General features: G+C 70.9%; 25 protein-coding genes. 11 read left to right on the top strand and 14 right to left on the bottom strand.

Annotated features, from left to right (window positions below; all coding sequences use genetic code 11):
• Positions 1–7 precede the first annotated feature (7 nt).
• A complete protein-coding gene (locus ABT053_RS33225) occupies positions 8–607 on the bottom strand; it encodes a Uma2 family endonuclease (protein WP_350974493.1) in 600 nt (199 codons plus the stop codon).
• A gap of 203 nt (positions 608–810) precedes the next feature.
• On the opposite strand from ABT053_RS33225, the gene ABT053_RS33220 reads away from it, so the two are divergent.
• Positions 811–1,458 carry an HAD family hydrolase gene (locus ABT053_RS33220; RefSeq protein WP_502991928.1) on the top strand — a complete coding sequence of 216 codons (648 nt, stop codon included), beginning with the start codon at positions 811–813 and terminating at the stop codon, positions 1,456–1,458.
• A gap of 31 nt (positions 1,459–1,489) precedes the next feature.
• Here the strand turns inward: ABT053_RS33220 and ABT053_RS33215 are convergent, their stop codons facing one another.
• The 5 genes from ABT053_RS33215 to ABT053_RS33195 form a co-directional block, all read right to left on the bottom strand.
• The gene (locus ABT053_RS33215) at positions 1,490–2,524 is read right to left on the bottom strand and encodes a pectate lyase family protein (protein ID WP_350974491.1); all 1,035 of its coding nucleotides are present in this window, start codon (positions 2,522–2,524) and stop codon (positions 1,490–1,492) included.
• Positions 2,525–2,826: 302 nt separating this feature from the next.
• Positions 2,827–3,867 carry a pectate lyase family protein gene (locus ABT053_RS33210; protein WP_350974490.1) on the bottom strand — a complete coding sequence of 347 codons (1,041 nt, stop codon included), beginning with the start codon at positions 3,865–3,867 and terminating at the stop codon, positions 2,827–2,829.
• 11 nt (positions 3,868–3,878) lie between these two features.
• Entirely contained in the window at positions 3,879–5,039 is a 1,161-nt protein-coding gene (locus ABT053_RS33205; RefSeq protein ID WP_350974488.1) for a pectate lyase family protein, read from the bottom strand.
• Between the two features lie 826 nt (positions 5,040–5,865).
• On the bottom strand, positions 5,866–6,195 hold the full coding sequence (locus ABT053_RS33200) for a DUF5709 domain-containing protein (RefSeq protein WP_350974486.1): 330 nt from the start codon (positions 6,193–6,195) through the stop codon (positions 5,866–5,868).
• Between the two features lie 71 nt (positions 6,196–6,266).
• Positions 6,267–6,761 carry an NUDIX domain-containing protein gene (locus tag ABT053_RS33195; protein ID WP_350974484.1) on the bottom strand — a complete coding sequence of 165 codons (495 nt, stop codon included), beginning with the start codon at positions 6,759–6,761 and terminating at the stop codon, positions 6,267–6,269.
• Positions 6,762–6,898: 137 nt separating this feature from the next.
• On the opposite strand from ABT053_RS33195, the gene ABT053_RS33190 reads away from it, so the two are divergent.
• A complete protein-coding gene (locus tag ABT053_RS33190; protein WP_350974483.1) occupies positions 6,899–7,858 on the top strand; it encodes a DUF2332 domain-containing protein in 960 nt (319 codons plus the stop codon).
• Positions 7,859–7,908: 50 nt separating this feature from the next.
• On the opposite strand, the gene ABT053_RS33185 is transcribed toward ABT053_RS33190, so the two are convergent.
• The 3 genes from ABT053_RS33185 to ABT053_RS33175 all read right to left on the bottom strand — a co-directional run bounded on the left by ABT053_RS33185 (position 7,909) and on the right by ABT053_RS33175 (position 11,248).
• Positions 7,909–8,454, bottom strand: a complete 546-nt coding sequence (locus ABT053_RS33185; protein ID WP_350974482.1) for a GNAT family N-acetyltransferase — start codon at positions 8,452–8,454, stop codon at positions 7,909–7,911.
• Positions 8,455–8,861: 407 nt separating this feature from the next.
• Entirely contained in the window at positions 8,862–10,328 is a 1,467-nt protein-coding gene (locus tag ABT053_RS33180; protein WP_350974480.1) for a glycosyl hydrolase, read from the bottom strand.
• Positions 10,329–10,579: 251 nt separating this feature from the next.
• Positions 10,580–11,248 carry a GAP family protein gene (locus tag ABT053_RS33175; protein WP_350974478.1) on the bottom strand — a complete coding sequence of 223 codons (669 nt, stop codon included), beginning with the start codon at positions 11,246–11,248 and terminating at the stop codon, positions 10,580–10,582.
• Positions 11,249–11,330: 82 nt separating this feature from the next.
• Between ABT053_RS33175 and ABT053_RS33170 the strand changes: the two genes are divergently transcribed.
• The 3 genes from ABT053_RS33170 to ABT053_RS33160 all read left to right on the top strand — a co-directional run bounded on the left by ABT053_RS33170 (position 11,331) and on the right by ABT053_RS33160 (position 14,018).
• The gene (locus ABT053_RS33170; protein ID WP_350974476.1) at positions 11,331–11,999 is read left to right on the top strand and encodes a TetR/AcrR family transcriptional regulator; all 669 of its coding nucleotides are present in this window, start codon (positions 11,331–11,333) and stop codon (positions 11,997–11,999) included.
• 134 nt (positions 12,000–12,133) lie between these two features.
• Positions 12,134–13,318 carry a sensor histidine kinase gene (locus tag ABT053_RS33165; protein ID WP_350974475.1) on the top strand — a complete coding sequence of 395 codons (1,185 nt, stop codon included), beginning with the start codon at positions 12,134–12,136 and terminating at the stop codon, positions 13,316–13,318.
• Between the two features lie 37 nt (positions 13,319–13,355).
• A complete protein-coding gene (locus tag ABT053_RS33160) occupies positions 13,356–14,018 on the top strand; it encodes a response regulator (RefSeq protein WP_350974473.1) in 663 nt (220 codons plus the stop codon).
• Positions 14,019–14,039: 21 nt separating this feature from the next.
• Here the strand turns inward: ABT053_RS33160 and ABT053_RS33155 are convergent, their stop codons facing one another.
• Together ABT053_RS33155 and ABT053_RS33150 are read right to left on the bottom strand one after the other, a co-directional pair.
• A complete protein-coding gene (locus tag ABT053_RS33155; RefSeq protein WP_350974470.1) occupies positions 14,040–14,873 on the bottom strand; it encodes a helix-turn-helix transcriptional regulator in 834 nt (277 codons plus the stop codon).
• Positions 14,874–14,915: 42 nt separating this feature from the next.
• On the bottom strand, positions 14,916–15,848 hold the full coding sequence (locus ABT053_RS33150) for an SDR family oxidoreductase (protein WP_350974468.1): 933 nt from the start codon (positions 15,846–15,848) through the stop codon (positions 14,916–14,918).
• 438 nt (positions 15,849–16,286) lie between these two features.
• On the opposite strand from ABT053_RS33150, the gene ABT053_RS33145 reads away from it, so the two are divergent.
• Positions 16,287–17,306, top strand: a complete 1,020-nt coding sequence (locus ABT053_RS33145) for an AF_0692 family protein (protein WP_350974467.1) — start codon at positions 16,287–16,289, stop codon at positions 17,304–17,306.
• Positions 17,307–17,345: 39 nt separating this feature from the next.
• On the opposite strand, the gene ABT053_RS33140 is transcribed toward ABT053_RS33145, so the two are convergent.
• Positions 17,346–18,500 (bottom strand): alkaline phosphatase PhoX, encoded by a 1,155-nt coding sequence (locus ABT053_RS33140; RefSeq protein ID WP_350974465.1) that lies wholly within the window; start codon positions 18,498–18,500, stop codon positions 17,346–17,348.
• 198 nt (positions 18,501–18,698) lie between these two features.
• On the opposite strand from ABT053_RS33140, the gene ABT053_RS33135 reads away from it, so the two are divergent.
• From ABT053_RS33135 to ABT053_RS33120, 4 genes are all read left to right on the top strand, one after another.
• On the top strand, positions 18,699–19,340 hold the full coding sequence (locus ABT053_RS33135) for a TetR/AcrR family transcriptional regulator C-terminal domain-containing protein (protein ID WP_350974464.1): 642 nt from the start codon (positions 18,699–18,701) through the stop codon (positions 19,338–19,340).
• A gap of 244 nt (positions 19,341–19,584) precedes the next feature.
• Positions 19,585–20,013, top strand: coding sequence for an ester cyclase (locus tag ABT053_RS33130; RefSeq protein WP_350974462.1), 429 nt, complete (start codon positions 19,585–19,587; stop codon positions 20,011–20,013).
• Between the two features lie 153 nt (positions 20,014–20,166).
• A complete protein-coding gene (locus ABT053_RS33125) occupies positions 20,167–20,667 on the top strand; it encodes a GyrI-like domain-containing protein (protein ID WP_350974460.1) in 501 nt (166 codons plus the stop codon).
• A 471-nt stretch (positions 20,668–21,138) separates the two neighbouring features.
• A complete protein-coding gene (locus ABT053_RS33120) occupies positions 21,139–22,221 on the top strand; it encodes a S1 family peptidase (protein ID WP_350974458.1) in 1,083 nt (360 codons plus the stop codon).
• A gap of 49 nt (positions 22,222–22,270) precedes the next feature.
• Here ABT053_RS33120 and ABT053_RS33115 read toward each other — a convergent pair whose 3' ends face one another.
• On the bottom strand, positions 22,271–23,074 hold the full coding sequence (locus ABT053_RS33115) for a hypothetical protein (RefSeq protein WP_350974456.1): 804 nt from the start codon (positions 23,072–23,074) through the stop codon (positions 22,271–22,273).
• 219 nt (positions 23,075–23,293) lie between these two features.
• Between ABT053_RS33115 and ABT053_RS33110 the strand changes: the two genes are divergently transcribed.
• On the top strand, positions 23,294–24,148 hold the full coding sequence (locus ABT053_RS33110; protein WP_350974454.1) for an arylamine N-acetyltransferase family protein: 855 nt from the start codon (positions 23,294–23,296) through the stop codon (positions 24,146–24,148).
• An 11-nt stretch (positions 24,149–24,159) separates the two neighbouring features.
• Here the strand turns inward: ABT053_RS33110 and ABT053_RS33105 are convergent, their stop codons facing one another.
• Positions 24,160–25,893 (bottom strand): ABC transporter ATP-binding protein, encoded by a 1,734-nt coding sequence (locus tag ABT053_RS33105; protein WP_350974453.1) that lies wholly within the window; start codon positions 25,891–25,893, stop codon positions 24,160–24,162.
• Positions 25,894–25,906: the final 13 nt, after the last annotated feature.

Here is a 25,906-nt window from a genome sequence, read left to right as displayed (position 1 = left end):
ACCGGGGCTACAGGAAGATCGAGGTGTCGAGGTCGAAGTCGACGGGGGAGGGGATCCGGAGTGGTTTGCCCAGTTGGACGCGGGTGACGGCGCGATAACCGCCGTCTCCCGGGTCGCTGAGGACCGTGACCGACGGAGGTGTGGCGATCGGGTCGACGAGCAGCATGATCGGCACACCGCCCGCGGCGTAGACGCGAGGCTTGTCGTCACGGTCGACCCGCGCGCTCCCCGGAGAGACGACCTCGGCGACCAGGATCAATCCGGAAGATCGCAGCTCCAGGGTGCCCCAGCGCGGGCAGTCGGCGGGGGCGAGCACGAAGTCGGGGACGAGACTGTCTCGGGGACCGTCGATGCAGACGTTCACTCCGCCCACGTGGGCGCGCCACCTCCGCTCCATGACGAGCGGCCGCAGCGCGTAGGACAGGAGCGTCGCGCTCCAGCTGTGCTCGGGGGTGCCCACAGGGCTCACGATCAGGTTCCCGTCGATGACTTCGGCGCGGAAACCGGGGGTGGGGGGCAGGGTTTCGAGAAGATCCCGCGCCGTGCGGGCGGGGGCCGTCTTCGGGGGAACGTGTCGGGAGGGACGTCCCCGTGCCGTTGTCACCATCATCCATCTCCCTTCGTGTCCGGCCGGGCACTCTGAGTCTCGCATGCGAGCGTACCCGGACGTGGAACACATGCCCGGTGATTATGGGCCGATGTGGTGTCCTGAGGTGCCCGTGCGGGAGCGCGTGGCACGTGGCGGTCCCGCACGGGGGCGCCTCGGAGGGCCGGGCTACGATCGTGAGCTTGAACGGAAAGGGAGGCGCCGTGGTCCGGGCGTTGGTGTTCGACGTGGGCGAGACGCTGATCGACGAGACGCGCATCTGGTCGCGCTGGGCCGACCGGCTGGGGGTCACCCGGTTCACCATGCTCGGCGTGCTCGGCGGCATGGCCGCGCTCGACAGGTCGTTCGAGGACGCCTTCCGGCTCCTGCGGCCCGGTTTCGACGTCGAGGCCGAGCAGGAGGCGTGGCTGCGCGACGACCCGGACGGGTTGCGGGTCAACTTCGACGCCGACGACCTCTACCCGGACGTGCGGCCCGCGCTGGCGGCGCTGCGCGACCTCGGCCACGAGCTGATCATCGCGGGCAACCAGCCGCCGCAGGCGCGCGACGCGCTCGCCGCGATGGACCTGCCCGTCGACGCGATCCACACCTCCGACGGCTGGGGTGTCTCCAAGCCGGCCCCGGAGTTCTTCACCAAGGTCGTCGCGGTGTCGGGGCGCGAGCCCGGCGAGATCCTCTACGTGGGCGACCGGCTGGACAACGACGTGCTCCCCGCGCGGGCGGCGGGCATGCGGACCGCCCTGATCCGGCGGGGACCCTGGGGGCACCTCCACGCGGAGCGCCCCCGGGCCGCCGAGGCGGACCACGTCGTCGACGACCTGCACGCCCTGGTCGCCGCCCTCGCCCGCTGACCGCCGTCCGCCGCCTTCCGTACGGGGAAGGTCAGGGAGTTCCCCACTGCGCGCCGATGCCGGCGCCGGAGCGCACCGCGGACGGGATGCCCGCGGGGGCGTCGACCGTGTACGCGTAGAAGGTGCGCGGCTCGACGACGGTGCCGGAGGTCTCGGGGGTTCCCGAGTTCACGTAGATGTTGTTGCGCTGCACCGCCCGTCCCGGGCCGCTGTCGGCGTAGCCGCTCGCGGAGAAGAGCGGGTGGGGCACGTCCTGGAAGTAGTTGCCCTCCACGACCACCCCGGCGTTCTCGGTGGACGCGACCCCGTACAGCTCGTTGCCCAGGAAGTAGTTGTTGAAGACGTGCACCGGCTCGCCGAAGCGGACGCGCGGGTGGCGCTGCCGGCTGTTGTTGAAGAAGTTGTGGTGGATCGTCACCTTGAGGTGGCCGATGTCGGTGCCCGCGGCGCCGTCGGAGTGGCTGATCAGCATGCTCTTGTCGGAGTGGTCGAAGTGGTTCCACGACACGGTGACGTAGTCGGCGCCGCGCACCACGTCGATCGAGCCGTCGACCGCGCCGGAGAAGGTGTTGTGGTCGATCCAGATGTGGTGCGACTGCTGGCCGACGTTGATGGCGTCGTCCTCGGCCTCGGTGAACCGGATGTTGCGCACGATCACGTTGTACGACCGGTAGAAGTCCAGGCCGCCGCCGGTGATGTGACCCGAGGTGCCCACCCCGATGATGGTCTTGTTCGGCCGGACACCCTGCTTGCTGGTGATCGCGATGGTGCCCGCCACCCGGATGACGAGCGTCTCCTTGCTGTCGATGTACTCCAGGAACGTGTCGGCGTCGGTCACGGTGACCGTCCGCCCGCCCGCGCCGCCGGTGGTGCCGTTCTGGCCGAGGGCGTTGACCGACGCGAAGCCGACCGGGGTGCCCACCGCCGCGGCGGTCCCGGTGGCGGCGCCCGCGCCGGCCGGGGTCGCGGAGAGGGCGGCGGCGAGCAGGGCCGCGGAGACGGCGGCGGTGGCGGCGCGGAGGGCGGTACCCCGCCTGGTCGCGTGGTCGGCGGTGATCTGGGGCATGGTGTCTGCCTTCCTGGTGGAGAAGCCTTCGCGGGCGTCTCGGGCCGGGTGTTCGGGGCCGGGCGTTCCGGAGGGCTTCCGGGGAGATTCAGGGGAGTCGCGAAGGGAGTTTCGGGGTGAGTTCCGGGGGCTTCCGGGAGAGGCCCGGGGTTGCGAGGAGCGTTCCGGAGGCTTCCGGGTCAGGTGCGGGGGAGTTCCGGAGGGCTTCCCGGGGGGCGGGGGTGTTCCGGGGAGGTGCGGGAGGAGGGGGGCGCCGCCCGCCGGTGGGGGGAGTCCGGAGGGCGGCGACCCCGGGAGGGGAGTTAGCAGCCGATCTTCCCGACACCGGCGCCGGCGGACACTTTCGCCGGAACGGTCGCGGGGTCGTCGACGGTGTACGCGTAGTACGTGCGCGGCTCGACGACGGTGCCGGCCGTCTGGGGGGTGCCGGAGCCGACGTAGCGGTTGTTCCGCTCGACCACCCGGCCGGGACCGCTCTTGTCGTAGCCCACGTAGATCGGGTGGGCGACGTTCTCGAAGTAGTTGCCCTCGACGAGCACCCCGGCGTTCTCGGTGGACGCGACGCCGTACAGCGCGTTGTTCCGGTAGTAGTTGTTGAGGACGTGGACCGGGTCGGCGAAGCGCACCCGGGGGTGGCGCTGGTCGGTGCCGTCGAAGAAGTTGTGGTGGTAGGTGACGCGCAGCTTCCCGATGTCGGCGGTGTAGCCGTCCGAGTGGCCCAGCAGCGCCGACTTGCTGTGGTTGTGGAAGTGGTTCCACGAGACCGTGACGAAGTCCGACTCCCGCTTGATGTCGAGCAGGCCGTCGTAGCCGTCCGAGAGGTCGTTGTGGTCGATCCACACGTGGTGCGCCTTGTTCGTGACGCTGATGGAGTCGTCCTCGGCGCCGGTGAACCGGATGTTCCTGATGATCACGTTGTTGCCCGGCCGGGTCGTCGAGCCGAGCTGGAGCCCGCCGCCGGTGATCTCGGCGGTCGTGCCCACGCCCAGGATGCTCTTGTTCGCGACCACGGTGAGCATGCCGGACACCTGGATGCGGCCGGACACCTGGATCACGTACGGCCCGGCCCGGCCGACGTAGTCCTTCAGGGCCGCGGCCGTGGTCACGGTGACGACGGGGCCTCCGGCGCCGCCGGTGGTGCCGTTCTGGCCGAGGGCGTTGACGGTGGCGAAGCCGACCGGCGTGCCGGTGCAGGCCGCGGCGAGCTTCCCCGCGGTGGCCGTACCCGGCAGGGGGGCCGTACCCGAGGCGGCGCCGGCTGCGCCGCCCGCGCCTGCGAGCGCGGCGACCAGGAGCATCGCGGTGACGGCCGAGCGGTGGCGGGGGCGGGGGGCGGTGTTCATCGTCGTCTCCATCAGATCTTCCCGACGCCCGCACCGGCGGGCACGATGGTCGGCACCGCGGAGGCCGGGTCCGCGCTGTAGGAGTAGTAGGTGCGCGGCTCGGTCACGGTGCCCCGCGTCTCGATGGCGTGGTTGCAGTCGACCAGGATGTTGCCGCGCTCGACCAGGCGCCCGAGGTCCCCGCTGAACTCCACCCGTCCGGGGTTGTTGACGCTGTAGAAGTAGTTGTTCTCGACCAGCACCCCGGCGTCGTACGTGGACGCGATGCCGTAGCTGTTGTCCCGGTAGTAGTTGTTGTAGACGTGCACGACGTTCGCGAAGCGCACCCGGGGGTGGCGCTGGTCGGAGGCGTCGAAGAAGTTGTGGTGGTAGGTGACGCGCAGCCGGCCGATGTCCTGCGGGCCGGCGTCCTCGTCGTGGGAGAGCAGCAGCGTCTTGTCGTGGTCGTGGAACCTGTTCCAGGAGACGGTCACGTAGTCCGAGCCGCGCTTGATGTCGACCGCGCCGTCGTCCCCGTTGGAGAAGTCGTTGTGGTCGATCCAGACGTGGTGGCTGAACATCTGCACGTTGATCATGTCGTCGGTGGCGCCGGAGAACGCGATGTTGCGGATGATGATGTTGTGCACGGCGTTCGCGGGCGGCGAGGTGACGGAGTCGCTCACCGGCAGGCCGATGTTCAGCCCGCCGCCGACCAGCGCGGCGTTCGCGCCGACCCCGATGATCGTCTTGTCCGACGTGACGTTGTGCATGCCGTCGCTGGAGCCGGTGGGCAGGGTGATCCGGCCGGTGACCTGGATGACGTACGGCCCGGGGCGGGCGATGTAGTCGAGGAACTGCGCGGTCGTGGCCGCGGTGACCGTGGGGCCTCCGGCGCCGCCGGTGGTCCCGTTCTGGCCGAGGGCGTTGACGGTTGAGAAGCCGATCTGGGCGTTGACCGGGTCCGCGTACCGCGCGGTCCCGGTCCCGGCCACGGCCGGGCCGATCAGGGCGGAGATCAGGAGCGTGACGGCCGTGAGAATGAGTGCCGTACGCGGGCCGGTTCCGGGGGCGGAACGCGGCTTCGCGGCCTCCGGGGACTTCGGGGGCTCCGGGGGCTCCGGGAACTTCGAGAGCTCCGGGGGCTCCGGGGGGAGGGGCCGTGGCGGCGGAGGGGGAGTGGATCTGGGGGACACGTGTTCTCTGCTCTCTGCGCGCGGTCGCGGTCGCGGCGGCGTGCGGTCAGGCGGCAGCGTTAGGCCGGGAGAGGAGTACGGGATGTCCGCGGTGCGCGGCTCGTCGGCGCGCCGGCCCGGTCTCCGGTACGGATCTCCAATACGGATTTCCGGCACGGAAACGGTGCGCGGGTCGCGTGGGGAGGTGCTGCGTTCCCACCGCGCGGCGGTCGTCGTCTCGCCGGGCCGGTCCGCCCGTGGGGTGAGGCCGCGCGGCGCGCCGTGGGAGGTGAGGCGGGAGTGGTCACCGCACTCGGGAGAAGGGAGGGCTCGGGTCAGTGCGCGGCTATGGCATCGCCACCTTCCAGCGGGTGGGGCGCTTCCCTGCCGAGGCGCTAGGAAAGCGCTTTCCAGACGGGCCCGAGTTTATGTTTCCAACAAGTTTCTGTCAATGCTCCCGAGGCGGCGCCGGGAGTGTGCGGAGGGACGGGGTGCGTGCTCGGCCGTACGGGGGCTGGAGGCGGGATCGGGCCGGGGTGCGGGGACCTGGGCGGGAAGCCGTGCCGATGGGCTCGCGTGTCGACGGGTCGGTGGGTCGGTGGGTCGGTGGGTCGGTGGGTCGGTGGGTCGGTGGGTCGGTGGGTCGGTGGGCTCGCGTGTCGGGGGGCCGGTGTGCTCGCGTACCGACGGGCTGACGGGCCTATGGGCCGACGGGCTCGCGTGCCGACGGGTCGGTGGGCGGGCGCGGGGACGTTCGCCCCGGGCCTCGTCGTGCGGGTGAGGCCCGGGGGCGCGCCCGGTGGTTCATGATCGGTTCGTGAGGTGCCGGGATCCCCGGAGGGGGTTCTCAGGTGTCGCGATACTCGATGTCGGGCTCGATGTGGACGGCACGCTCCTCGGCGGACAGGTCCCCGTCGTCGGGGCCCACCTCGGAGGCGTACTCCTCGGAGGTCTCGTCGGGGCTCAGCCCCTCGTCCGGCGCCACCAGGCGGGTCCCGTCGCGCGGGACCCGCTCGCGGTCGGGTGCCTCGCGCCGGAGACGCTCGTCGAGGGTGTCCTGGTGCTCGTCGTCGTGTTCGACGATCTCGTGGTTGAGACCGAGGTCGTCGGTCCACTCCTCGACCTCGATCGCCTGCTCGTCGCTCAGACCCTCGCGGTCTGGGGGTGTTTCGGTCATATCGCGGCCCTACCCGTTTTACCGCCTTAAATCCCCAGGTCAGATCTCCGTGGAGCCCGTGACCGGGTTTCTCAGCCGTCGGCGCCGGTGGGGTCGCCCGGCAGGTAGACGGGGCACTGGCTCTCGCGGGCCAGGCGCCCGGCGGCGAGGCGGGGCGCGATGAGCGTGGGAAGGAGGGGAGCCGCGGTGTCCCAGGGCAGGAACGCCACCTCGTCCAGCTCCTCGGCCTGCAGCCGTATGCGGGCGGGATCCTCCACGACACCGCCGTCGAACATGAAGTTGATCAGCCCGCGAGGGCGGTCCTTCGCCGGTGGCGTCCAGTGGACCACGAGCAGCTCGCCCGCCTTGACGGATATGCCGAGTTCTTCGACCACCTCGCGCATCGCGCCGTCGTGGGGTGCCTCGCCCTCCTCGACGATCCCGCCGGGGAAGTTCCAGCCGGGCCGGTAGTTGGGCTTGACCAGCAGGACACGGTCTTCGGCGTCGGTGAGCAGCATGCAGGCCGAGACGAACACGCTGGGCAGGGTGGCGTACCAGGCGACGGGGTCGGGATAGGGATCGCTCATCTCCATCACGCTACCTCCGCGACGGGCCGGTCACGGGCGCACTCGCCGATCCGTCCGCCGCGAGGGAGCGCGAGGGGGTGTGGGGAAGCTCTTTTCGCCGGGTGCGTGAGACGATCCCGGCGAAGGGGAGGAGCGGCTTGGACACGGCTGAGATGTACCGGAGATTCGCGGTCCGGGAGGTACGGGGGCATTCCCCGGCGTACGAGGACCTGGCGTGGGAGATCGCCGCCGACGCGCGGCTGCTGGCCCTGATCGACGGCCTGCCGCCGATCAAGCGGCAGCCGAACCTGCTGCTGGCCTCGGTGAGGTTCCTCGGCGGCCCGCACGCCGACTTCGGCCGGTTCCGGGCGTGGGTCCTGCGGCACTGGGCGGAGTTGCGGGAGACGGTGCTCGCTCGCAGGACGCAGACCAACGAGGCCGGGCGGTGCGCGAGCCTGCTGCCGGTGCTCGCGGGCCTCGCCGGGCCGCTGGCCCTGGTCGAGGTGGGGGCCTCGGCGGGGCTGTGCCTCTATCCCGACCGCTACCGGTACCGCTACGACGACCGGCCGCCCTTCGGCCCCGAGGACAGTCCCGTCGTGCTGCCCTGCCGCACGAACGGCCGGGTCCCGGTGCCCGCGCGGGTGCCGGAGGTGGTGTGGCGGGCCGGTCTCGACCTCAACCCGCTGGACGTGCGCGAGGAGGAGACGGCACGCTGGCTGGAGTGCCTGGTCTGGCCCGGCCAGCACGAGCGGCTGGCGCGGCTCCGCGGCGCCGTCCGGATCGTCGGGGAGGACCCGCCGCACCTGGTCAGGGGCGATCTCAACGAGTCCCTCCGCGACCTGGTCGCGTCGGCGCCGCGGGAGGCCACGGTGGTCGTGTTCCACAGCGCGGTCCTGCCGTACCTGGAGGCGGAGGAGCGGGACCGGTTCGTGGCGACCGTACGGGGCCTGCCGGTGCGGTGGATCTCGAACGAGGGCTCGCCCCGGCTGCCCTCGGTGCTCGCCGGGCTCGGGCGCGACCTTCCCGAGGACCGCCTGGCGTTCCTTCCCGCGCTGGACGGCAGGCCGGTCGCCATGGCCGGGCCGCACGGGGAGTGGCTGGACTGGCTCGGCACCTGACCGGCCCCGGCCCTTCCCCGGCCGTTCTCCGTCCGGGGGCCGCCTCTCGCTCAGCCGAGTTTCTTGACCAGGAGTTCCATCTCCAGGTCGTCCCGGTTGGGCATGCCGACGGTCTCGTCGTCGTAGGGGAAGGGGATCATCTCGCCGGTGCGGGTGTAGCCGCGGCGCACGTACCAGGCCAGGAGCTCCTCGCGCGCCGAGATCACCGTCATGCGCATCTCGCCCACGCCCCAGGTGTCGCGGGCGAAGCGCTCGGCCTCGGCGAGGACCGCCCTGCCGAAGCCGCCGCCCTGCAGGGTGGGGCGTACGGCGAACATCCCGAAGTAGGCGTACTCGCCCCGGTGCTCCACCTGGCAGCAGGCGACGATCTCGTCCTCCACCTCCATGACGATCATGTGGCTTTCCCGCTTCTCCAGCTCGGCGGTGACGTTCTCGGCGTTCGTCCGCCGCCCGCTCAGCAGGTCCGCCTCGGTCGTCCACCCGGCGCGGCTCGACTCCCCCCGGTACGCCGAGTCGACCAGGAGGACCAGGGCGGGCACGTCCGCGACGGTGGCCACGCGGAAGTCCGGCCGCGCGGTCCGGGAGGGGCTGTTCATGCGGGTGATCCTCTCAGCAGATGGTGAGACGTACGCGAACCTCGGGTCGCCTGATCTCGCGAATCATACCTACATAGGCTTTTTGCCCTGATTCTTTGTGTCGAGAGGGGGGCGCGGCCGTCAAGGAGGAACGCGTGCTCGCCGGAGCCTCGCGACGGCCCGGTTCGCCGCTCGAACGGCTTGAACGGCCTGAACGGCCCGGGTTCTCCGAGGCTCAGGTCGGCGCGGACGGCTCACCGGGCGGGGCCGGGCGCGGTTCCGGGCGCGGTTCCGTCCGCTCGCCGGGATCCGGGTCGGTGGCCGGGAAGGGGGCGGAAAAGGGTCCGGCCCGCGCGAGACAGGACTCGCGCGGGCCGGACCGCTGGGAGGCCGCGGACCCATGCCCGGGTCCTTGGCGATGATCTAGATCACTCGGCGGCCTGGAAGGCGCGGCCCGCCGGGGTGGCGACGCCGTTGCTCCGGAACAGGCCGCTGTTGGGCTCGGTGTCCGAGGAGGGCAGGCCGAACCAGGCGTAACGCTGGACGTACGGCAGGGAGGCCAGCATCTTGGTGGACTCGGTGACGAAGGCGGCCTGCTGCGCGTCCGTGGGGAAGCGGACGCCGTTCGAGAAGTCGATCAGGGCGTACTCGGTGAGCCAGATCGGCTTGCGGTAGCGCTCGTACACGGCCTGGATGTACGACTTGAGCTGGCCGGTCGCCTGCTCGGCGCGGAAGTCGCCGCCGTACCAGTGCAGCGTGATGAAGTCGACGCGGTAGTTCTTCTCGGCCGCCCCGGTCATGAACCGGTCCAGCCAGCCGCCCGCACGGTCGCCGCCCCAGGCCACGGCCGGGCTGCCGACCTTCAGGCCGGTCGCGGTGAGCCTCGGCCACAGCGACAGCGCCTGCTCCACGCTCATGTTGGACTGGTCGGCGAAGTCAGGCTCGTTGAAACCGAGCAGGTAGGGAGAACCGGCGTTCTTCGCCTGGGTGAGGTTCTGGTCGGTGACGCTGGCGGCTCCCCAGATCATCGGGACGAAGTCCACCCCCTTGGGAGTGGTGACGCCGTTGTGGTTCGTGGACCACGTGTAGTACCAGTCCGCGCCGGAGGCCTCGAGGGCCGCGCTGACGTTGGGCGCCTGCCACACGCCCACGCCCTTCTTGCCGGAGGATGCCGTGGGGGGAACCTCGGGGACCGGCGTGGTCGGGGTCTTGCTGGGAGTGGCGCTCGGGGTGGAGCTCGGCGTGCGGCTCGGGGTGGAGCTCGGCGTCGGCTTGGTCGGGGTGGCGCTGGGGGTGGGGCTCGGCGTGCGGCTCGGGCTCGAACTCGGCGTGGGCCTGGTGGGGGTGGCGCTGGGCACGGGGGTGGTCGAGCCCTTGCCGAAGACCTGGAACTCCCACAGCGAGACGCCGTACTGGCTGGACCGCTTGGTGGCGTGGAGCCGCACGTACCGGCCGGTGGCCGACACGTCGAGGGTCTGCGTGCCGCCCTTGCCCGCGGTCGTGCTGTGGATCGTCGTCCACTGGCCGCCGCCGGAGGACGTCTGGATCCGGAACGCGGTGGCGTAGGCGCGCTCCCAGTTCAGCACGATCTTGTTGATCGCGGTGGTCTTGCCCAGGTCCACCTGGAGCCACTGGGGGTCGCTGAACTTGCTGGACCAGCGGGTGCCGCTGTCACCGTCGACCGCGGCCGCGGCGGACAGGTCGCCTCGCTCGACCGAGGAGGCGACGGCCGCCCGGCCCTGCGACAGGGGGGCGTCGGCCGCGCCCGCGGGGAGGGCGCCGTGCACCGCGGAGGCGCCCATGACGGCCACCATCGCGCTGACGAGCGCGGCGCGGCGTACGCGACGACCAGCCGTGCGACCTGCTGCGATACCACGCGGAACAGTCTCACTCATATGGATGGGGTCCTTCGTACGGAGAGTGGGGATCGGACGTTGTCGGCGTATCGGGAGGCGCGCCAGGTGGGCCGGACCGTGGTTTCCTGTCGGTCGTGTCCGGTGCCGGACGTGCTCGCTCCTGTACAGGAGACCGGCGGGCGAGCCGCGGACAACAGAAATCGGGAAAAGGATTCCGTGTTTTCCCCGATCTCCTCGCGCCCGCCCGCTCGCGCCCGTCCGTGCCTGCCCGCATCCGCTGCGGGGGGTGGTTACGGGTTCATCGTGATGGTGATCTGGTCCGGTGCCGCGTCCAGGAGGATCAGGACTCCCGCTATCCCGACGATCCAGCGCAGCGTCGCGCGGGATCCGGAGGAGATGCCTTCCCGCCACCGTTCGAACCGGCCGCGCGTCCGTTCGCCCAGGACGGCCCAGGCGGCGAGGAGCAGGATGCCGGGGAGCACCATGATGGTCACGTACACGCCGAGGAGAGGTGACCACTGGGCGGCGGTCAGGCCGGCCGAGGTCATGACGCCGATCGCGGCGAAGTAGGGCACGGCGGTGGCGAACTCGAACAGCCAGGTCCCCAGCCCCAGCAGCAGCATCGAGCGCGCGGTGAGGGACCCGGCCCGGATGGACGCGCGTTCGGGGTCCCTGTCGGGGATGAAGTAGCTCCCCACGATGAGCGCCACGCCCAGGACCGCCTGCCCCCAGGCCCACACCGTGTCGTCGACGATCGGCACGACGGCACCCAGGCCGAGCATGAGCAGCACGCCCAGGGCGAAGTACGCGATCGCGACCGATCCGAGATACACGCCGAGCAGCGTGCCCACGCGGTGTGGCCTGGCCGGCAGCAGGTAGAGGGTCACCCCGATCACGGTGGGGCTCAGCGTGTCGAGCAGGGCGAGGCCGAGCACCGCCCCGATCGTCTCGATCGACAAACCCGTCCCCCTCCGGAAGTCAACGGATCGTGTTAATACACCCGTGTCAGTTAAAGTAACACACGCGTGTTAGCATGTGAACGTGCCACGACTCGTTGATCATGAACGGCGACGGGCCGAGCTCGGTGAGGCCGCCATCCGGGTGATCCTGCGCGAAGGACTCGCGGGCGTGACCGTCCGCGGAGTCGCCGCCGAGGCCGGCTGGTCCACCGGGTCCCTGCGGCACTACTTCGGCAACCAGCACGAGCTGCAGGCCTACGTCGTCCAGGCCACCACCGACACCCTTCGCGAACGGGTCCTCCCACGCGTCCAGCGGCCCCGCACCCAGGGTTCGGTGGTCGAACGGATCGCCACGATCGTGGAGGAGATGCTGCCGCTCGACGCCGAGCGGCGCGAGGAGTACGCATTGTGGTCGGCGATCGTGGAGTGGGAACGTCAGCACCCTCCGGAAGGAGGCTCCGTGACGTGGAACGACCAGCGGGCCCTGCACCGCCAGTGCGTCGCCGTCCTGCGCGGGCACGAGTCGACCCGCGAACCTGACCGGGCCGCGCTCCCGCACCCCGACGCCCAGGTCGAGCTCTGGGCGGCGCTCCTGCACACGTTCGTCGACGGGCTCGCCGGCCAGATCATGAACACCCCCGGCGAGGTGTCGGCCGACACGGCCGCGCGGCTGCTGCGTTCACTGCTGGGGGCCGTACCCGGCGCACGGCCGGATCGTTCCGAGCGCCGATCCCGGTCCGCGCGGGTTTGACGGGGTGGACGGGGTGGACGGACCACGGCCGGCGTCGAACGCGCCGGGGTCCGTCGTGAGTGGCGGCGGGACATCCGTCGTCCGCGTCGTCCGGGCTCGCGATGGGGTGGTGACCGATCTGCGATACTCCGGAAGTGCGCCGTTCGTCCCGCAGCCCGCTCCGGTTGGTCGCCGACGTCGCCGTCTCCCTCGTCGTGGGGCTGTATCTGGTCGCCCTGGTGATGGACGAGGTGGTGCAGCGCGCCGGGCCGCTGGTGATCCTCGGGATGGTCGCGGGGGCGGCGCAGGGCGTGGCGCTGTGGTGGCGGCGTTCCCACCCGGTGCGGGTGATGGCGATCGCGCTCGCCGGAGGGGCTTTCGTCCACTTCCTCGCACCGCAGGGCGTCTTCCCGTTCGCGGGCCTCGTCGCGCTCGGCTCGCTCACCGCCGTCCGGCCGCCCCGCGTGTCACTGCCCGCGCTCGCGGCGCTGCTCGGGCTGACCGCGCTGAACTTCCTCACCACCACCAGCGGGGACGCGCAGTTCGCGATGGTGTTCCCGGTCGTTGTCTGGGCGCTCGGCGAGGTCGTGCGCAACCGGCGCGTGGCGATCGACCAGGCGTTGCGCAGGGCGATCAGCGAGGAGCAGGGGCGGATCGCCCGGGAGCTGCACGACGTGATCGCGCACAGCGTCTCGGTCATCGTCGTGCAGGCCGCGGCCGCCGACGACGTCTTCGACGAGCGCCCCGACCAGGCGCGCGCCGCGCTGCGCTCGATCGAGGCGGCGGGACGCGACGCGCTCGGGGAACTGCGCCGGCTGCTGGCCGTGGTACGGCCGGGCGCGGGGGAGGAGCCGCCCCCGCGGCCGGGACTCGACCGGCTCGGGGAGCTCGTGGAACCGTTCCGCGCCGCCGGGCTGGAGGTCGCGGTGCGCAGCGAGGGCCTCGGCACCGGCACCGGTGTCGGCGGTGGGCTGCCGGCCGGGGTCGACCTCTCCGCCTACCGGATCGTCCAGGAGGCGCTCACCAACACGCTGCGCCACGCGGGCGCCGGCCGCGCGGAGGTGACCGTCAGGGCCGTCGCGGGGATGCTCGAACTGGACATTCGCGATGACGGATGCGGGAACGGGAGCGGGAGCGGAGGCAAGGACGGGAACGGGGACGAGGACGGGGATGGAGACGGAGATGGCGCGGGTGGTGAGGGGAGCGGCGACGGCGGGGCCGGTCACGGGATCGCGGGCATGCGCGAGCGCGCCGCGATGCTCGGCGGCACCCTCGACGCGGGCTCGCTACCCGGGGGCGGCTTCCGCGTCCGTGCCCGTTTGCCACTGGGGGCGCCGTGATGACCGGCCGTGACTCTTTCTCGCTTGGGGTGGCGTGATGGGCATCAGGGTGCTGCTCGCCGACGACCAGGCGCTGGTCCGCGGTGGTTTCCGGATGATCCTGGAGGCCAGGGCGGACCTTGAAGTGGTCGGCGAGGCCGGGGACGGCCGGGAGGCCGCGGTCCTGGTCGAGCGGCTGCGGCCGGACGTCGTCCTGATGGACGTGCGGATGCCCGGCGTCGACGGGCTGGAGGCGACCCGGCGGATCGTTGCCTCCGGGAGTCCCGCCCGGGTGATCGTCCTGACCACCTACGACGTCGACGAGTCCGTGTTCGCCGCCCTGCGCGCCGGGGCGAGCGCCTTCCTGCTCAAGGACGTGCGGCCCGCCGAGCTGGTGGAGGCGATCCGCGTGGTGGCGCGCGGCGACGCGCTGCTCGCGCCGTCGGTCACCCGCAGGCTGCTCGACCGCTTCGTCACCGTCCTGCCCGATCCCGGCGGCTCGCCGCCCGACCTCGGCTCGCTGACCGGACGGGAGGTCGAGGTGCTGCGGCTGGTCGCGCTCGCGCTGTCCAACGCCGAGATCGCCGAGCGGCTCGTGCTCACCGAGGCCACGGTCAAGACGCACGTCTCCTCGGTGCTGCGCAAGCTCGGGCTGCGCGACCGGGTCCAGGCCGTCGTGCTCGCCTACGACGTGGGACTCGTGCGCCCGCGCTCCACCTGAACGATCCCGGCGGGCGCGGGTTCAGACGCGCAGGTCGTCGGCGGCCGGGAGCAGCTGGAGCTTCTCGTGGCTCTCGCTGCCCGGTACGGCGGTGAAGACCAGCAGCAGCTGGGACTGGTCGGGATCGACCAGGGTCTGGCAGTGCAGCTCCAGCAGGCCGAGCCGCGGGTGCAGGATGCGCTTCGTCCCGCAGAACGGGCCCAGGACGGGATGCTCGTGCCAGAGCCCGGCGAACTCCGGGCTCACCGCCAGCAGCGCGTCGACCAGCGCGGCGGCGCGCGACCCCCTGCCTCCCCGGGTGTACGCGTCGCGCAGGCCGGCCGTGAAGAGGCGGTCGTGCGTCGGGTGGTCCTCCTCGGGATAGATCAGCCGCGAGGCCGGGTCGGTGAACCAGCGGTAGTGCGTGCTGCGCGCCATCCCGGTGTGGACGCTCTCGTCGCCCATCAGCGCCACCGCGAGCCGGGTCTGCCGGAGCGTCTCGCCGAGATGGCTCATCACCTGCGCGGGAGTGTCCTCCAGCCGGTCGAAGATGCGCATCATCCCGGGGTTGATGTGGTCGCCGCGGAAGACCCGGCGAGGGGTGGCGTGACCCGCGAGGCGGAACAGGTGGTCGCGCTCCTCAAGGGAGAGGTGCAGCCCCCGGGCGATCGCGGCGAGCATCTGCTCGGACGGGTTGGGCCCGCGCCGCTGCTCGATCCGGCTGTAGTAGTCGGCGGACATGCCGCACAGCGCGGCGACCTCCTCGCGCCGCAGCCCGCCGGTGCGTCGTCGCCGCCCGCGGGGCAGCCCGACGTCCTCGGGTTGCAGCGCCTCCCGTCGAGTACGCAGGAACTCGGCCAGCTCGGCCCTGTCCATGTGGTGAATCTCCCCTTTCCGGGAACGGCCGCCGTGAGGACCTCAGGCGGCGGCGAATTCGACCCTGGCGAGCCGCTCGGAGACGTCCCAGAGCCGGGCCGCGGCGGCCTCGTCACGGGCGGGCTTGTAGACGGCCAGCTCGGTCGGGCCCCCGGTGAACTGGCCGAGGCCGTCGGGCCCGTAGAAGCCGCCCCCTCGCGCCCTCGGGTCGGTGGCCGCGTACAGGGCGGGGAGGGCGCCCCTGTCGACGGTCTGCACGAACAGGCCCACCCGGGAGAGCCGCGTCATGATCGCCTCAAGGGGGGAGGGGCGCTCGCGGCCCAGGTTGGGGCCGGACGCGTAGAGGTTCGTCAGGGTCGTGCCGGGGTGCGCGACGTTGCTGACGAGGCCCCAGCCACCGGCCCGGCTGCGCCGGTCGAGTTCGAGGCCGAACATCAGGTTGGCCAGCTTCGACAGCCCGTACGAGCGGATCGGGGAGTACTTCCGCTCGCTCTGCAGGTCGTCCCAGTCGATCCTGGTGGTGCGGGCGGCGCCGCTCGACATGGTGGTGACACGGGCCCGGCCGGCGCGCAGCAGCGGCAGGAGCCCGCCGACCAGCGCCACGTGGCCGATGTGGTTCGTGCCGAACTGCAGCTCCAGGCCGTCGGCCGTGGTGTGCCGGGTGGCCGGTGACATGACGCCCGCGTTGTTGATCAGGATGTCGATCGGCCGGTCCTCGGCGTTCAGCTTCTCCGCGAGCGCCGCCACGGAGTCCAGCGAGGCCAGATCGAGCTCGCGGAGGGAGACCGTCGCTCCGGGGGCCGCCGCGCGGACACGCGCGACGGCCGCCTCGCCCTTGACGGGGTTGCGGACCGGCAGCACGAGCTCGGCGCCCGCCTGGGCGAGGCGTACGGCCAGGCCGAGGCCGACACCGTCACTCGCACCGGTCACCACGGCGAGCTTTCCGGTCAGATCGGGCACGGACACGTCTTTCATGATAACTCCCTGGTCAGACGGCATTTCCGGTCGAAGTAAGCGTCGCAAACGCCACGATGCCGGTCCATGTCGCGCTTATCCACGGATCACTTGTCCCTGGGTAAGCAGGTGAGCAGGTGAGCAGGTAAGCGGCCCGGTGCGTGCCGCGGTCTCCGTCCGGGAGGGTCCGTGTGCCGCCGCCTGCGTCTGGGGAGGGTTTGTGCGTGCCACCGTCCTCGTCGGGAGCCCGGTGCGTGTCGCCGTCTCCGTCCCGGGAGGGAGAGGCGTGGCCGGGCTCCGTCCGGAGGAGGGGGCGAAGGCCGCTCCCGCGTTCGATGTGCGCGGGAACCCTCCGGACCTAGCGTCACGGCCATGACCGGAAACCCTCCCGACGACCGACGCCCCGCGACCCGGGCGCCTCAAATAGACCAAGCGACCCGGGCACCCCGAACACCCCAGGTGACTCAAACGGATCAGGCCGCTCCCGGCAGGCGCTCCGGAACGCTGCGACGCGTCGCGCCCGCCCTCGGGCTGTTCCTCCTCTCCCCGCTGGTCGCCGAGTATCTGCTCGGCAACGTCGCCTCGTCCGAGATAGCGGGCCTGGCGCTCCTCGCGCCGATGTACGGCGGCGGCGCGATCATCGTCCGCGAGGTGGTCCGGCGCACCGGGCGCGGCTGGCCGACGCTCATCCTGCTGGCGTGCGCGTACGGCGTGCTGGAGGCGACCCTGATCGACCAGACCCTCTTCGACCCGGCACCGCTGTTCGAGGAGGACGTCTCCCGGGGCGCCACCCTCATCCCGGCGCTGGGTTTCAGCGCGGGAAACGCCCTGGGGTTCACCGCGGGACACGCCATCTGGAGCATCGGCGTCCCGATCGCCCTCGTCGAGACCCTGGTGCCCCGTCGCGCCACCACCCCCTGGCTGGGCGGGTTCGGGCTCGCCGTCACCTGCGTGGTGTTCGTCCTCGGCTCCCTCGTCCTCTTCAACGGCATACGCGACGAGAGCGGATTCATGGCGTCGCCGCCGCAGCGGATCGGCGCCGTCGTGGTGGTCGTGCTCCTGGTCGTCGCCGCGTTCCTCGCCGGACGGCGTCCCGGCCCGGTGGCGGACGGGCGGCCGCCGAGGCCCTGGGTGGTGGGTACGGCGGGGTTCGTCGCGTCCGCGGCGTTCTTCGTCCGCCCCGAGGACTGGTGGGGGGTCGCCGCGGGCGTCGTGCTGCTCGCCGGGGCGGCGGTCGTGATCGGCGGGTGGTCGCGGCGCGGCGGCTGGGGCGCCGCGCACCGGCTCGCGCTGGCGGGCGGCGCGCTGCTGACCTACGCGTTCGGCGGTTTCGTGCTGCTCGTGCTGCACGGCACCGCGAACACCGCCAACCTGACCGGCCAGGTGATCCTCGTCCTCGGCGCGCTCGCCCTCTTCCTCGTGGCCTGCCGGACCGTACGCGGGGCGTCCGGCGCGCCGGGAACGGCCGGGGCGGGGTGACCCCCGGTGCCCGGCCTGGACGCCGGGCACCGGGAACCGTCAGGGCTGGGCGCGGAAGGGGCCGGTCACCTCGTAGGTGATGCCGCCGCTGCCGGTCGACGATCCCGAGGTGCCGCGCTGGGAGGAGAAGTACAGGCGCGAACCGTCCGGGGAGAAGGCGGGGCCGGTGACCTCCGAGGAGGACTGGCCGAGGATCCGCAGGAACGGCGCCACGACGCCGTCGGAGGTGATGACGTTGATCTCCAGGTTGCCGCCGTCCTCCGCGACGAACAGGTCGCGGCTGTTGGGCGCCCCGGTGATGTTGTCCACGCCGGTCAGCGGGGCAGCGCCCCCGGTCACCAGAGAGTCGTCGTAGGCCAGGTCGAGGGTGGAGGCGGCGGTGTCGTACGCCCAGACCCGGTTGTCGCCCTTGGTGGTGAAGTAGCAGACGCCGCGGTCGTACCAGCAGCCCTCGCCGCCGTCGAAGTGCTTGGCCGCGCCGACCTGGCGCCGCGTCGCGGTCGGGAAGCCGTCGCGGTCGGGGATGTCCTGCCAGGTCACCGGGCCGGTGACCTGGCCGGCCGGGGCGCAGAGCACCTGGAGCCTGCCGGTGCGCAGGTCCCCCCAGGTGTCGGGGATGAAGCGGTAGAAACAGCCGTCGCTCTCGTCCTCGGTGAGGTAGACGGCCTGCCGTACGGGGTCGCAGGCGGCGGCCTCGTGCTTGAAGCGGCCCATCCGGGTGCGCTCCTCGCCGGAGCGCCCGCCCGCGGGCCAGGTCTCGAAGACCCGGCCGAGCGCGATCTCCTCGCACGACAGCCAGGTCCCCCACGGGGTCGCGCCGCCCGCGCAGTTGAGGTTGGTGCCGGACAGGATGCGGTACGCCGAGGTGATGGAGCCGTCGGCGGCGAAGCGGATCGCGGAGGCGCCTCCGGCGAGCGGGATCTCGCAGTTGGACACGTAGATCCAGCCGCTGCCGTCGGGGAAGCACGCCCCGCCGTCCGGCGCCCAGTGCCAGGTGTGCCCGGCGACCCGCTGCCCGGAGCGGGCGATCACCCGGCTGGTGAACCCCTGCGGGAGCTGGATGCCGTTCGCGTCCGCGGCGAGCGGTTCGCCGTACGGGCTGGGGCCCGGCTGGGCGACGGCGCCGAAGGCCTGCCCCCACAGCGCTCCGGAGAACGCCGCCCCTCCGCCTCCGATGACAGCCGCGCGTAGCACGGTTCGACGATCCATCATTGCCTCCGAGTCGGCCGGTACGTGGTCATCAGCCGGAACGTAAAACGCTCAGGCGACCTTGGCCACCCCCCGGAGTGAACACGAGGTGATCATCCGGGGCCCGGCTCGTGCGGAATCGCGATCCGAGCGCCCCGGGCCCCGTGAAGTTATCGTCGATAACGGGACGTGGGGAGGTAGTGGATGCGACACACGCGCGCCACGGTGATGCGGACGGCGCTGCGGCTGCTCGACGAGGTCGGGCTCGACGGGCTGACCACCAGGCGGCTCGCGCAGGAGCTCGACGTGCAGTCACCGGCCCTGTACCGCCACTTCGGCAGCAAGCGGGAACTCCTCGACCACATGGCCGCGGCCATGGTCGAGGACGCGTTCGCGCACCTGGCCCGCCCGGGACCGGGCCAGGACTGGTCCGGCTGGCTCGCCGAGCGGGGGCGGGCGCTGCGCCGGAGCCTGCTGGCCTGCCGCGACGGCGCGCGCCTGCACATCGGCACCCGGCCCGTCGGGAACCAGGTCGCGATCTCCAACTCGGTGATCGAGGTGCTCGGCGAGGCGGGCTTCCCTCCGGCGGACGCCCGGCGGGCCGTCCTGGTCATCAGCCGCTACACCGTCGGATGGGTGGTCGAGGAGCAGGCGAACGCCGACCGCCCGGCACCGGGGGAGTCCCGCGAGGAGGCCGACGCCGACGCCGACGCCGATTTCGAGTACGGGCTGAGCGCGATCCTGGCGGGCCTGCGCGCGAACCTGGCCGATGTTCGCGCGAACCCGGCCGATGTCCGCGCGGGCCCGGACGACGTTCGCGCGAGCCCGGACGGCGAGGCCCGCTGACCATGAAGTCGCCCCGTGTCGCCGGTGAGGGTGACTGTGGCGAAACATCTACACACCGACCGCGGAACCATTCTCGTTCAGGGATACCCCGGCACCGAGCATGGAAATATTCAGGTGCGGCCCCTGCCGGCCGCCTCTTGCCGGGAGCGGATACGCCGTGAGCCTGATCGGGTAGGAGGTGATCAGGCCGTGCACACGAGGGGTCGATGGTGCCGGTTCGTTCACCGGGACAGAGGGGGCCGGCATGCCGGAGCAGGGGGAGATCGAGGACGCGCTGGCGGACGCGGTGAACGACCACGATCTGGAGGCGCTGATCCGGTGTTACAGCCCGCGGGCCGTCACCGTCATGCCGGGAGGCGTGGCGGAGGGGCGCGACCAGATCCGTTCGTACTACGCGCAGTTCCTGGAGGCGTTCCCCGACCTGCGCGTGACGATCTGGTCCAGGCTCGAGAGGAGTGACGACATCTCGCACGAATGGGCGTTCGCCGCCACCCACACGGGCCCCTTCCTGGTGCCCGGCGCCGTTCTCCCGCCGACGGGCCGGGAGATCCGCGTCCGCGCCTGCAGCGTCCGCACCGTGGAGGACGGCCTCATCCTCAGCCATCGCCTCTATTTCGACCAGCTGGAGCTGCTCTCCCAGCTCGGGGTCGGGCTCGACCTCCAGGGACGCTAAGGCCTGTCTGCGGGCTTCGGGGCCCGAGGCCGCCGTGGCGCGGGCGACGTCACGAGTCCCGGCCGGGAGCATCGACTCGGCACCGCCCGATGCGGCATAGTGATGCCGCCCGTGATCGGCGGGCGAACGGCCGGCGTCGGTGTGGAGGTACGGGTGGAGATCCTCGATGGTCCCTCGGTCGAGGTCAGGCCGGACCGGCACTGCGCGGGCATCCGGGTGGTCACGCCGTTCCGCGGCATGTTCGCCGTCCGGGACGAGCTCATGGAGGAGCTGTACGACCGGCTCGGCGAGCGGGGCGTCGACTTCGGCCCCACCTTCTTCCGCCTGCACGTGATCGACATGGCGGGCGCGATGGACGTCGAGGTCGGGGTCGTCACCGAGAAGCCGGTCGAGGGCGACGGCCGGATCTCTCCCGGCGTGCTCCCCGCGGGCCGGTACGCGACACTGACCTACGTCAACCACGGCCGCCGGGCGAACCGCGCCCTGATCGAGTGGGCGCGGGAACAGGGCCTGACGTTCGACTGCGTGGAGGACCCGGCCGGTGACCGGTTCGGCTGCCGGTACGAGGCCTATCTCACCGACCCGCGCTCCGAGCGGATGAAGACCCGCTGGCGCATCGAGCTCGCCATCCGCCTGGCCGACGCGTCTTCCTGAGCCAGGCCTTCCTGAGCCGGGCCTTCCGGGCTTTCCTGGACCGGGCTTTCCTGAGCCGCGCCTTCCTGATCCGCGCTTTCCGGGACGATCGCCGGCCCGGCCTTGAGAAGAACTCCAGAACGCCTCAAGGGAAACTCTAGAATTTCGTAACCTTTTCGGCATCGGCGCGACACCCAATCTTTCTTCCCGGGTGAAACGGGAAATCGCCGAAGCCATTACCGGAAACAACGCCGTCAAGCCGTTGATCGCCTCTTTAAAGTGTGATCGGCTCGGCGTTCAGCCGCCTACGAAGCGAGGTTTCCGGTGCGATTACCAAGACTCCCGACGCTGCTGCTCGTCCTCACGCTCGCGGTCAGCGGTACGACCACCTCGGCGCACGCGCTCACGCTCTCGTCGGACGATCCGCCAAAGCCTGGCGAACAGGTCGAGAAGGAGCCCTTCGGCTACCTCTCGCCCGAGACGAAGAAAAACATGAACGCGCAGGAGCCGCTTCGGCGGGCGGCCAGGCCGGTCATGGACGCCGTGCTTTCCAGTAAGAAAGACCTGGGATTCGCCGGGCTCAAGCTGGAAGACGGCTTCGTTCGGGTCTGGTGGAAGGGGGATGTGCCCGCTCAGGTGGAGCCGGTGCTCGCCCAGGCGCGTCTGAACGCCCCGGTGAAAGTGGATTCCGCCCGGTTCTCGCGGGAGGAACTCAGGGAAACCGCGGAGGCGATCAGGAAAGACCTGGCCGTCAACCCTCGCGGGCCACTTCACGCTGTCGGGATAGAGTCCGACGGCAGCGGGGTCTACGTCGAGGCCGAGACCCCACAGGCCAGGAAGGATCTCGGCAGGACGTACGACTCGATCGGCTCTTCCGTGCCCGTCGAGATCAAGATCGCCGAGCGGGCGATTCCCGCCGGGCGTATGAACGACACCGCGCCGTTCTACGGAGGAATGCGCATCGTCAGTGACGACGGCCCGGTCTGCACCGCGGGATGGCCGGTGGCGGCGACGAGCAATCCCCGCTTTCAATACCTGCTCACCGCGGCTCACTGCACCGGTATGTACACGCACTGGCGAAACGGCGACCGCTCCGTGTACGTCGGCCAGACACTCCTCGAAAGAACCGACCACGACCTGGCGCTGATTCATGTTCCGGACGGCGTGGGAAGACAGATGTGGGACGGCGGGGTGGCGGGAGGGTGGAACACCTCGCCCGAGTTCTCGAAGCGCATCATGGGCTGGGACCACGTGTACGAAGGACAGTGGCTCTGCCAGTCCGGGCAGAGGAGCGGCGCCGTCTGCAACTTCGAGGTCGTGACCAGCGGCGATTACTCCTACTGCGGTACCGACCCGTACGGCAACTACGCGTGTCACTACGACCTGTTCCGCGCCGATCAGATCAGCGGGCAGGGGTCGCTCCCCGGCGACAGCGGAGGGCCGGTTTTCTACCCGAATACGGCCGGGTACGTCCACCCGGTCGGCGTGACATCCGGATCAGCCCCGGGCAGCCTGATATTCCAAGATATATACACCGCGCTGGCGGACTTCCCGATACAGATGCGAACCTACTGATGATTTGAGATCATCGTGACCGGGCGGAATTCTCCCGGCCGCGGTGATCTCACGGCATTTCGATCGGCACGGGGTTACCTTGCTGGTCGACGACGACCCTTCCCTCCAGGGGTCTGTCCATTCGCACGGTTGCGCTCTTCAGTATCGCGAAAGCCGGCTGATCGCAGTCGGGCCGTGCGGTAATCGACTCACCGGTAAGAATAACCACAACGGACTGGAGTTGGCCGGCTTCGACATGGCCGTCACTCGCTGATCCGTCACAGGAATTCGGGTCGACGGTCATCTCAAAGGAAAGCGAGGTTTTCGACGCGTCCAGCGACGCGCTGACGATCGCAGCCGATCGCCTCGTCTGACCCAGGCGCCAAAACGCGTCAGGGGTCACCGCCGGCCAGCTCACCGACCCTCCGTCGTCCGTGTGGAAGCTCCATGAGGGAAGTGACAGCGAGCCCCTGTCCGTCATCCACTCCAATTGGTCCAGGCGCGCCTCGACCACGGTCATGGTCTCGCCGGGTGACTGCCGAAGCCGCTCGGAAAGATGCTCGAAGGCATCCGCCGCCGATATCCGGGAGAGCTTCACCATGCCTCCGGGGAGGAGGACCTCCCGGCTTTCCGGCTGATCGTCGGACAGCTTCTCCCGTAAAAGGAACCGCGTCGCCGGCTTGGCGCTACCCAGCCTTTTGGGGAGATCGTCGACGATGATTATCGGGCGCGGATCGCGTGCGTACGGGAAATCGCGCCACTGATCCGCCGCCACGCGAGAATCGCCCGCTCCCGCCTGCCCGCCACAGGCCGCCACGAACATAATCGCGGAACACAGCAGGACCGTTTTTTTGATGGTGTGAATGTCACCCATGCCCGGAACGCTACTTCATGGTGAGATACCACGCCAGTGGCGAATAAGCGATGACATATATAGCAGAGCATGCGTGGTGTCCTGCGATGAGGAGCCCTTTTCGTCCTGGGTGACGGCCTCTTTCGTCCGGTCGTGTTCGCGTCCGCCGGGGCGGGCGTTCACCGACTGGCGGGATCCGGCGGGCACCGGGATGTGCGCGGGGCATGGTTTGCTTGCCCCATGAACGAGGGGCAGATCACTCACTACCTGGACAGGCTGGGCGTGACCCGGCCCGCGGAGCCGGATGTCCGGAGCCTGCGGGCCCTGCAGCTCGCGCACCTGAGGACGGTGCCGTTCGAGAGCCTGAGCATCCATCTCGGCGAGGAGATCTCGCTCGAACCCGACGCGCTGTTCGACAAGGTCGTCGTCCGTCGTCGCGGAGGCTTCTGTTACGAGTTGAACGGGTTGTTCGCGGAGTTGCTGACCGCGCTCGGCTACCGGGTGACGCTGCTGGCCGCCCGCGTCTTCAACGGCGCCACGCCGGGGCCGCTCTTCGACCACCTGGCGCTGCGCGTCGATCTCGACGACGAGCCGTGGCTGGTCGACGTCGGATTCGGAGACTTCTCCGACGGGCCGCTGCGGCTCGACGGGCGCGCGGAGCAGAGGGACGGCGGGGGCGTGTTCCAGATCGGGCTCGCTCCCGGCGCTCCCGGCGGTCATGGCGACCTCGTTGGTCATGGCGGTTCCGGTGGTCACGGTGGTCACAGCGGTCACGGCGGTCCCGGTTACTTCGGCGACCTTGACATCGCGCACAACGGCGACCCGGCCTACCGGCTGACCGCCCGGCCGTACGAGCTGGCGGACTTCGCCCCGACGTGCTGGTGGCAGGCGACCTCCCCGCGCTCGCACTTCACCAGGGCGCCGGTCTGCTCGATGCGTACGGCCCGGGGCAGGACCACGCTCCGCGACCGCAAGCTGATCCTGACCGTGGACGGCGAGCGCACCGAACGCGTCCTGGACGAGACCGAGCTCCTCCCCGCCTACCTCGACCACTTCGGCATCACGCTCGACCGGATCCCCTCCGCCGGAGCGTGACGCGACCCGGGTCAGGCGGAGGTGAGGGAGCGGTCGCGGTTGACGAGGGCGGCGTAGGGGCCTTCGGCCGCGAGGAGCTCGTCGTGGGTGCCGCGTTCGACGACGCGGCCGTGGTCGAGGACCACGATCTGGTCGGCGTCGCGGATCGTCGACAGGCGGTGGGCGATCGTGATGGTGGTACGGCCGTGCGACAGGGTGTCCAGGGCCTCCTGGACGGCGCGCTCGGTCTGGGTGTCGAGGGAACTGGTGGCCTCGTCGAGGATGAGCACGGGCGGGTCGCGCAGCAGGGTCCTGGCGATGGCCAGGCGTTGCTTCTCGCCGCCGGAGAAGCGGTAGCCGCGCTCGCCGACCACGGTGTCGTACCCGTCGGGCAGTGACGCGATGTGGTCGTGGATCCGGGCGGCCCGCGCGGCCGCGACGATCTCCTCGTCGGTGGCCGACGGCCTGGCGAACCGCAGGTTGTCGGCGATCGAGGAGTGGAACAGGTAGATCTCCTGCGAGACCACGCCGACCGTCTCGGCCAGGGCCTCGAAGGTGAGGTCGCGCACGTCCACCCCGTCGATCGTGACCCGGCCGCTCGTCACGTCGTACAGCCGGGGCAGCAGGTAGCTCAGCGTGGTCTTGCCCGAGCCGGTCTCGCCGACCACGGCCAGGGTGGTGCCCGCGGGGACGGTCAGGTCGACGTCCGAGAGGGTCGGGGCCTCGCCGTAGGAGAAGTCGACGTGCTCGAAGCGGATCTCGCCGCGTACGGTCTCCGGGGTGCGGGTGCCGGGGTGGATGTCCACCGGCAGGTCCAGATACTCGAAGATCCGGCCGAACAGCGCCAGGGAGCTCTGCACGTCGACGCCGAGCCGCAGCAGCGACACGGCGGGCCGGAACAGGTTCATCTGGAGGGTGGTGAAGGCGACGACGGTGCCGATGGAGACGGCCGAGGTGAGCCCGGTGGCCCAGTAGATGACCGCGGGCATGGCCGCCATGATGATCTGGATGGTGGACTGCCGCCAGCGCCCGGCCATGCTGGACCGGACCTCCAGGTCGGCCAGCTCGTCCGACGCGGCCGAGAACCGCCCGGTGAGCTCGGGGCCGCGGCCCATCGTCCGGCCCAGCAGGATGCCGCTGATCGACAGCGACTCCTGGACCATCGACGACATGGCGGCCATCTTCCGCTGCCGCTCGGAGGTGATCTTCCTGCGTTCCCGGCCGACCCTGCGGCTGATCATGACGAAGACCGGGAGCAGCAGCAGCGAAACGATTGTGAGCCGCCAGTCCAGCACCAGCATCGCGACGATCGTCGCGACCACGGTGGTCAGGTTGGAGACCATCGAGGCGGCGGTGGAGGTGACCACCAGCTGCATGCCGCCGATGTCGCTGGCGATGCGCGACTGCACCTCGCCGGTCCGGGTGCGGGTGAAAAAGGCCATGGACATGCGCTGCAGGTGACCGTAGACGCTGGTGCGCAGGTCGTGCATGACGCGCTGGCCGACCCCGGTGGAGATCAGCGTCTGTACGACGTCGAGCACGCTGGTGACGACGGCGACCGCGACCATGCCGAGCGCGAGCAGCGTCAGCAGGCCGGTCCTGCCGTGCGGGATGGCGTCGTCGAGCACCGAGCGGAGCATGAACGGCGAGGCGAGCGAGACGAGCGAGGACAGCCCGATCAGGGCGCCCACGACGGCGAGGCGGCCCCGGTAGGGGCGGAACAGGCCGACGACGCGCCGAAGGGGCGCGCGAGGTTCGTCGTTCATACCGGGTGTTTCG

Origin of the sequence: Streptosporangium sp. NPDC002524 (assembly GCF_040295985.1) — a bacterium.
Taxonomy (GTDB): Bacteria; Actinomycetota; Actinomycetes; order Streptosporangiales; family Streptosporangiaceae; genus Streptosporangium.
Note: the sequence above shows the minus strand (reverse complement) of the source record. Positions and strands in the feature narration are given on the sequence as shown.

Bases quoted from the DNA above. Each gene is read 5' to 3' on its own strand.
- ABT053_RS33180 (WP_350974480.1), bottom strand. From the start codon at position 10,328: ATGAGTGAGACTGTTCCGCGTGGTATCGCAGCAGGTCGCACGGCTGGT.
- ABT053_RS33110 (WP_350974454.1), top strand. From the start codon at position 23,294: ATGAACGAGGGGCAGATCACTCACTACCTGGACAGGCTGGGCGTGACC.
- ABT053_RS33185 (WP_350974482.1), bottom strand. From the start codon at position 8,454: ATGAACAGCCCCTCCCGGACCGCGCGGCCGGACTTCCGCGTGGCCACC.
- ABT053_RS33120 (WP_350974458.1), top strand. From the start codon at position 21,139: ATGAACGCGCAGGAGCCGCTTCGGCGGGCGGCCAGGCCGGTCATGGAC.
- ABT053_RS33105 (WP_350974453.1), bottom strand. From the start codon at position 25,893: ATGAACGACGAACCTCGCGCGCCCCTTCGGCGCGTCGTCGGCCTGTTC.
- ABT053_RS33160 (WP_350974473.1), top strand. From the start codon at position 13,356: ATGGGCATCAGGGTGCTGCTCGCCGACGACCAGGCGCTGGTCCGCGGT.
- ABT053_RS33195 (WP_350974484.1), bottom strand. From the start codon at position 6,761: ATGAGCGATCCCTATCCCGACCCCGTCGCCTGGTACGCCACCCTGCCC.
- ABT053_RS33215 (WP_350974491.1), bottom strand. From the start codon at position 2,524: ATGCCCCAGATCACCGCCGACCACGCGACCAGGCGGGGTACCGCCCTC.
- ABT053_RS33130 (WP_350974462.1), top strand. From the start codon at position 19,585: ATGCCGGAGCAGGGGGAGATCGAGGACGCGCTGGCGGACGCGGTGAAC.
- ABT053_RS33225 (WP_350974493.1), bottom strand. From the start codon at position 607: ATGGTGACAACGGCACGGGGACGTCCCTCCCGACACGTTCCCCCGAAG.
- ABT053_RS33135 (WP_350974464.1), top strand. From the start codon at position 18,699: ATGCGACACACGCGCGCCACGGTGATGCGGACGGCGCTGCGGCTGCTC.
- ABT053_RS33150 (WP_350974468.1), bottom strand. From the start codon at position 15,848: ATGAAAGACGTGTCCGTGCCCGATCTGACCGGAAAGCTCGCCGTGGTG.
- ABT053_RS33200 (WP_350974486.1), bottom strand. From the start codon at position 6,195: ATGACCGAAACACCCCCAGACCGCGAGGGTCTGAGCGACGAGCAGGCG.
- ABT053_RS33115 (WP_350974456.1), bottom strand. From the start codon at position 23,074: ATGGGTGACATTCACACCATCAAAAAAACGGTCCTGCTGTGTTCCGCG.
- ABT053_RS33155 (WP_350974470.1), bottom strand. From the start codon at position 14,873: ATGGACAGGGCCGAGCTGGCCGAGTTCCTGCGTACTCGACGGGAGGCG.
- ABT053_RS33210 (WP_350974490.1), bottom strand. From the start codon at position 3,867: ATGAACACCGCCCCCCGCCCCCGCCACCGCTCGGCCGTCACCGCGATG.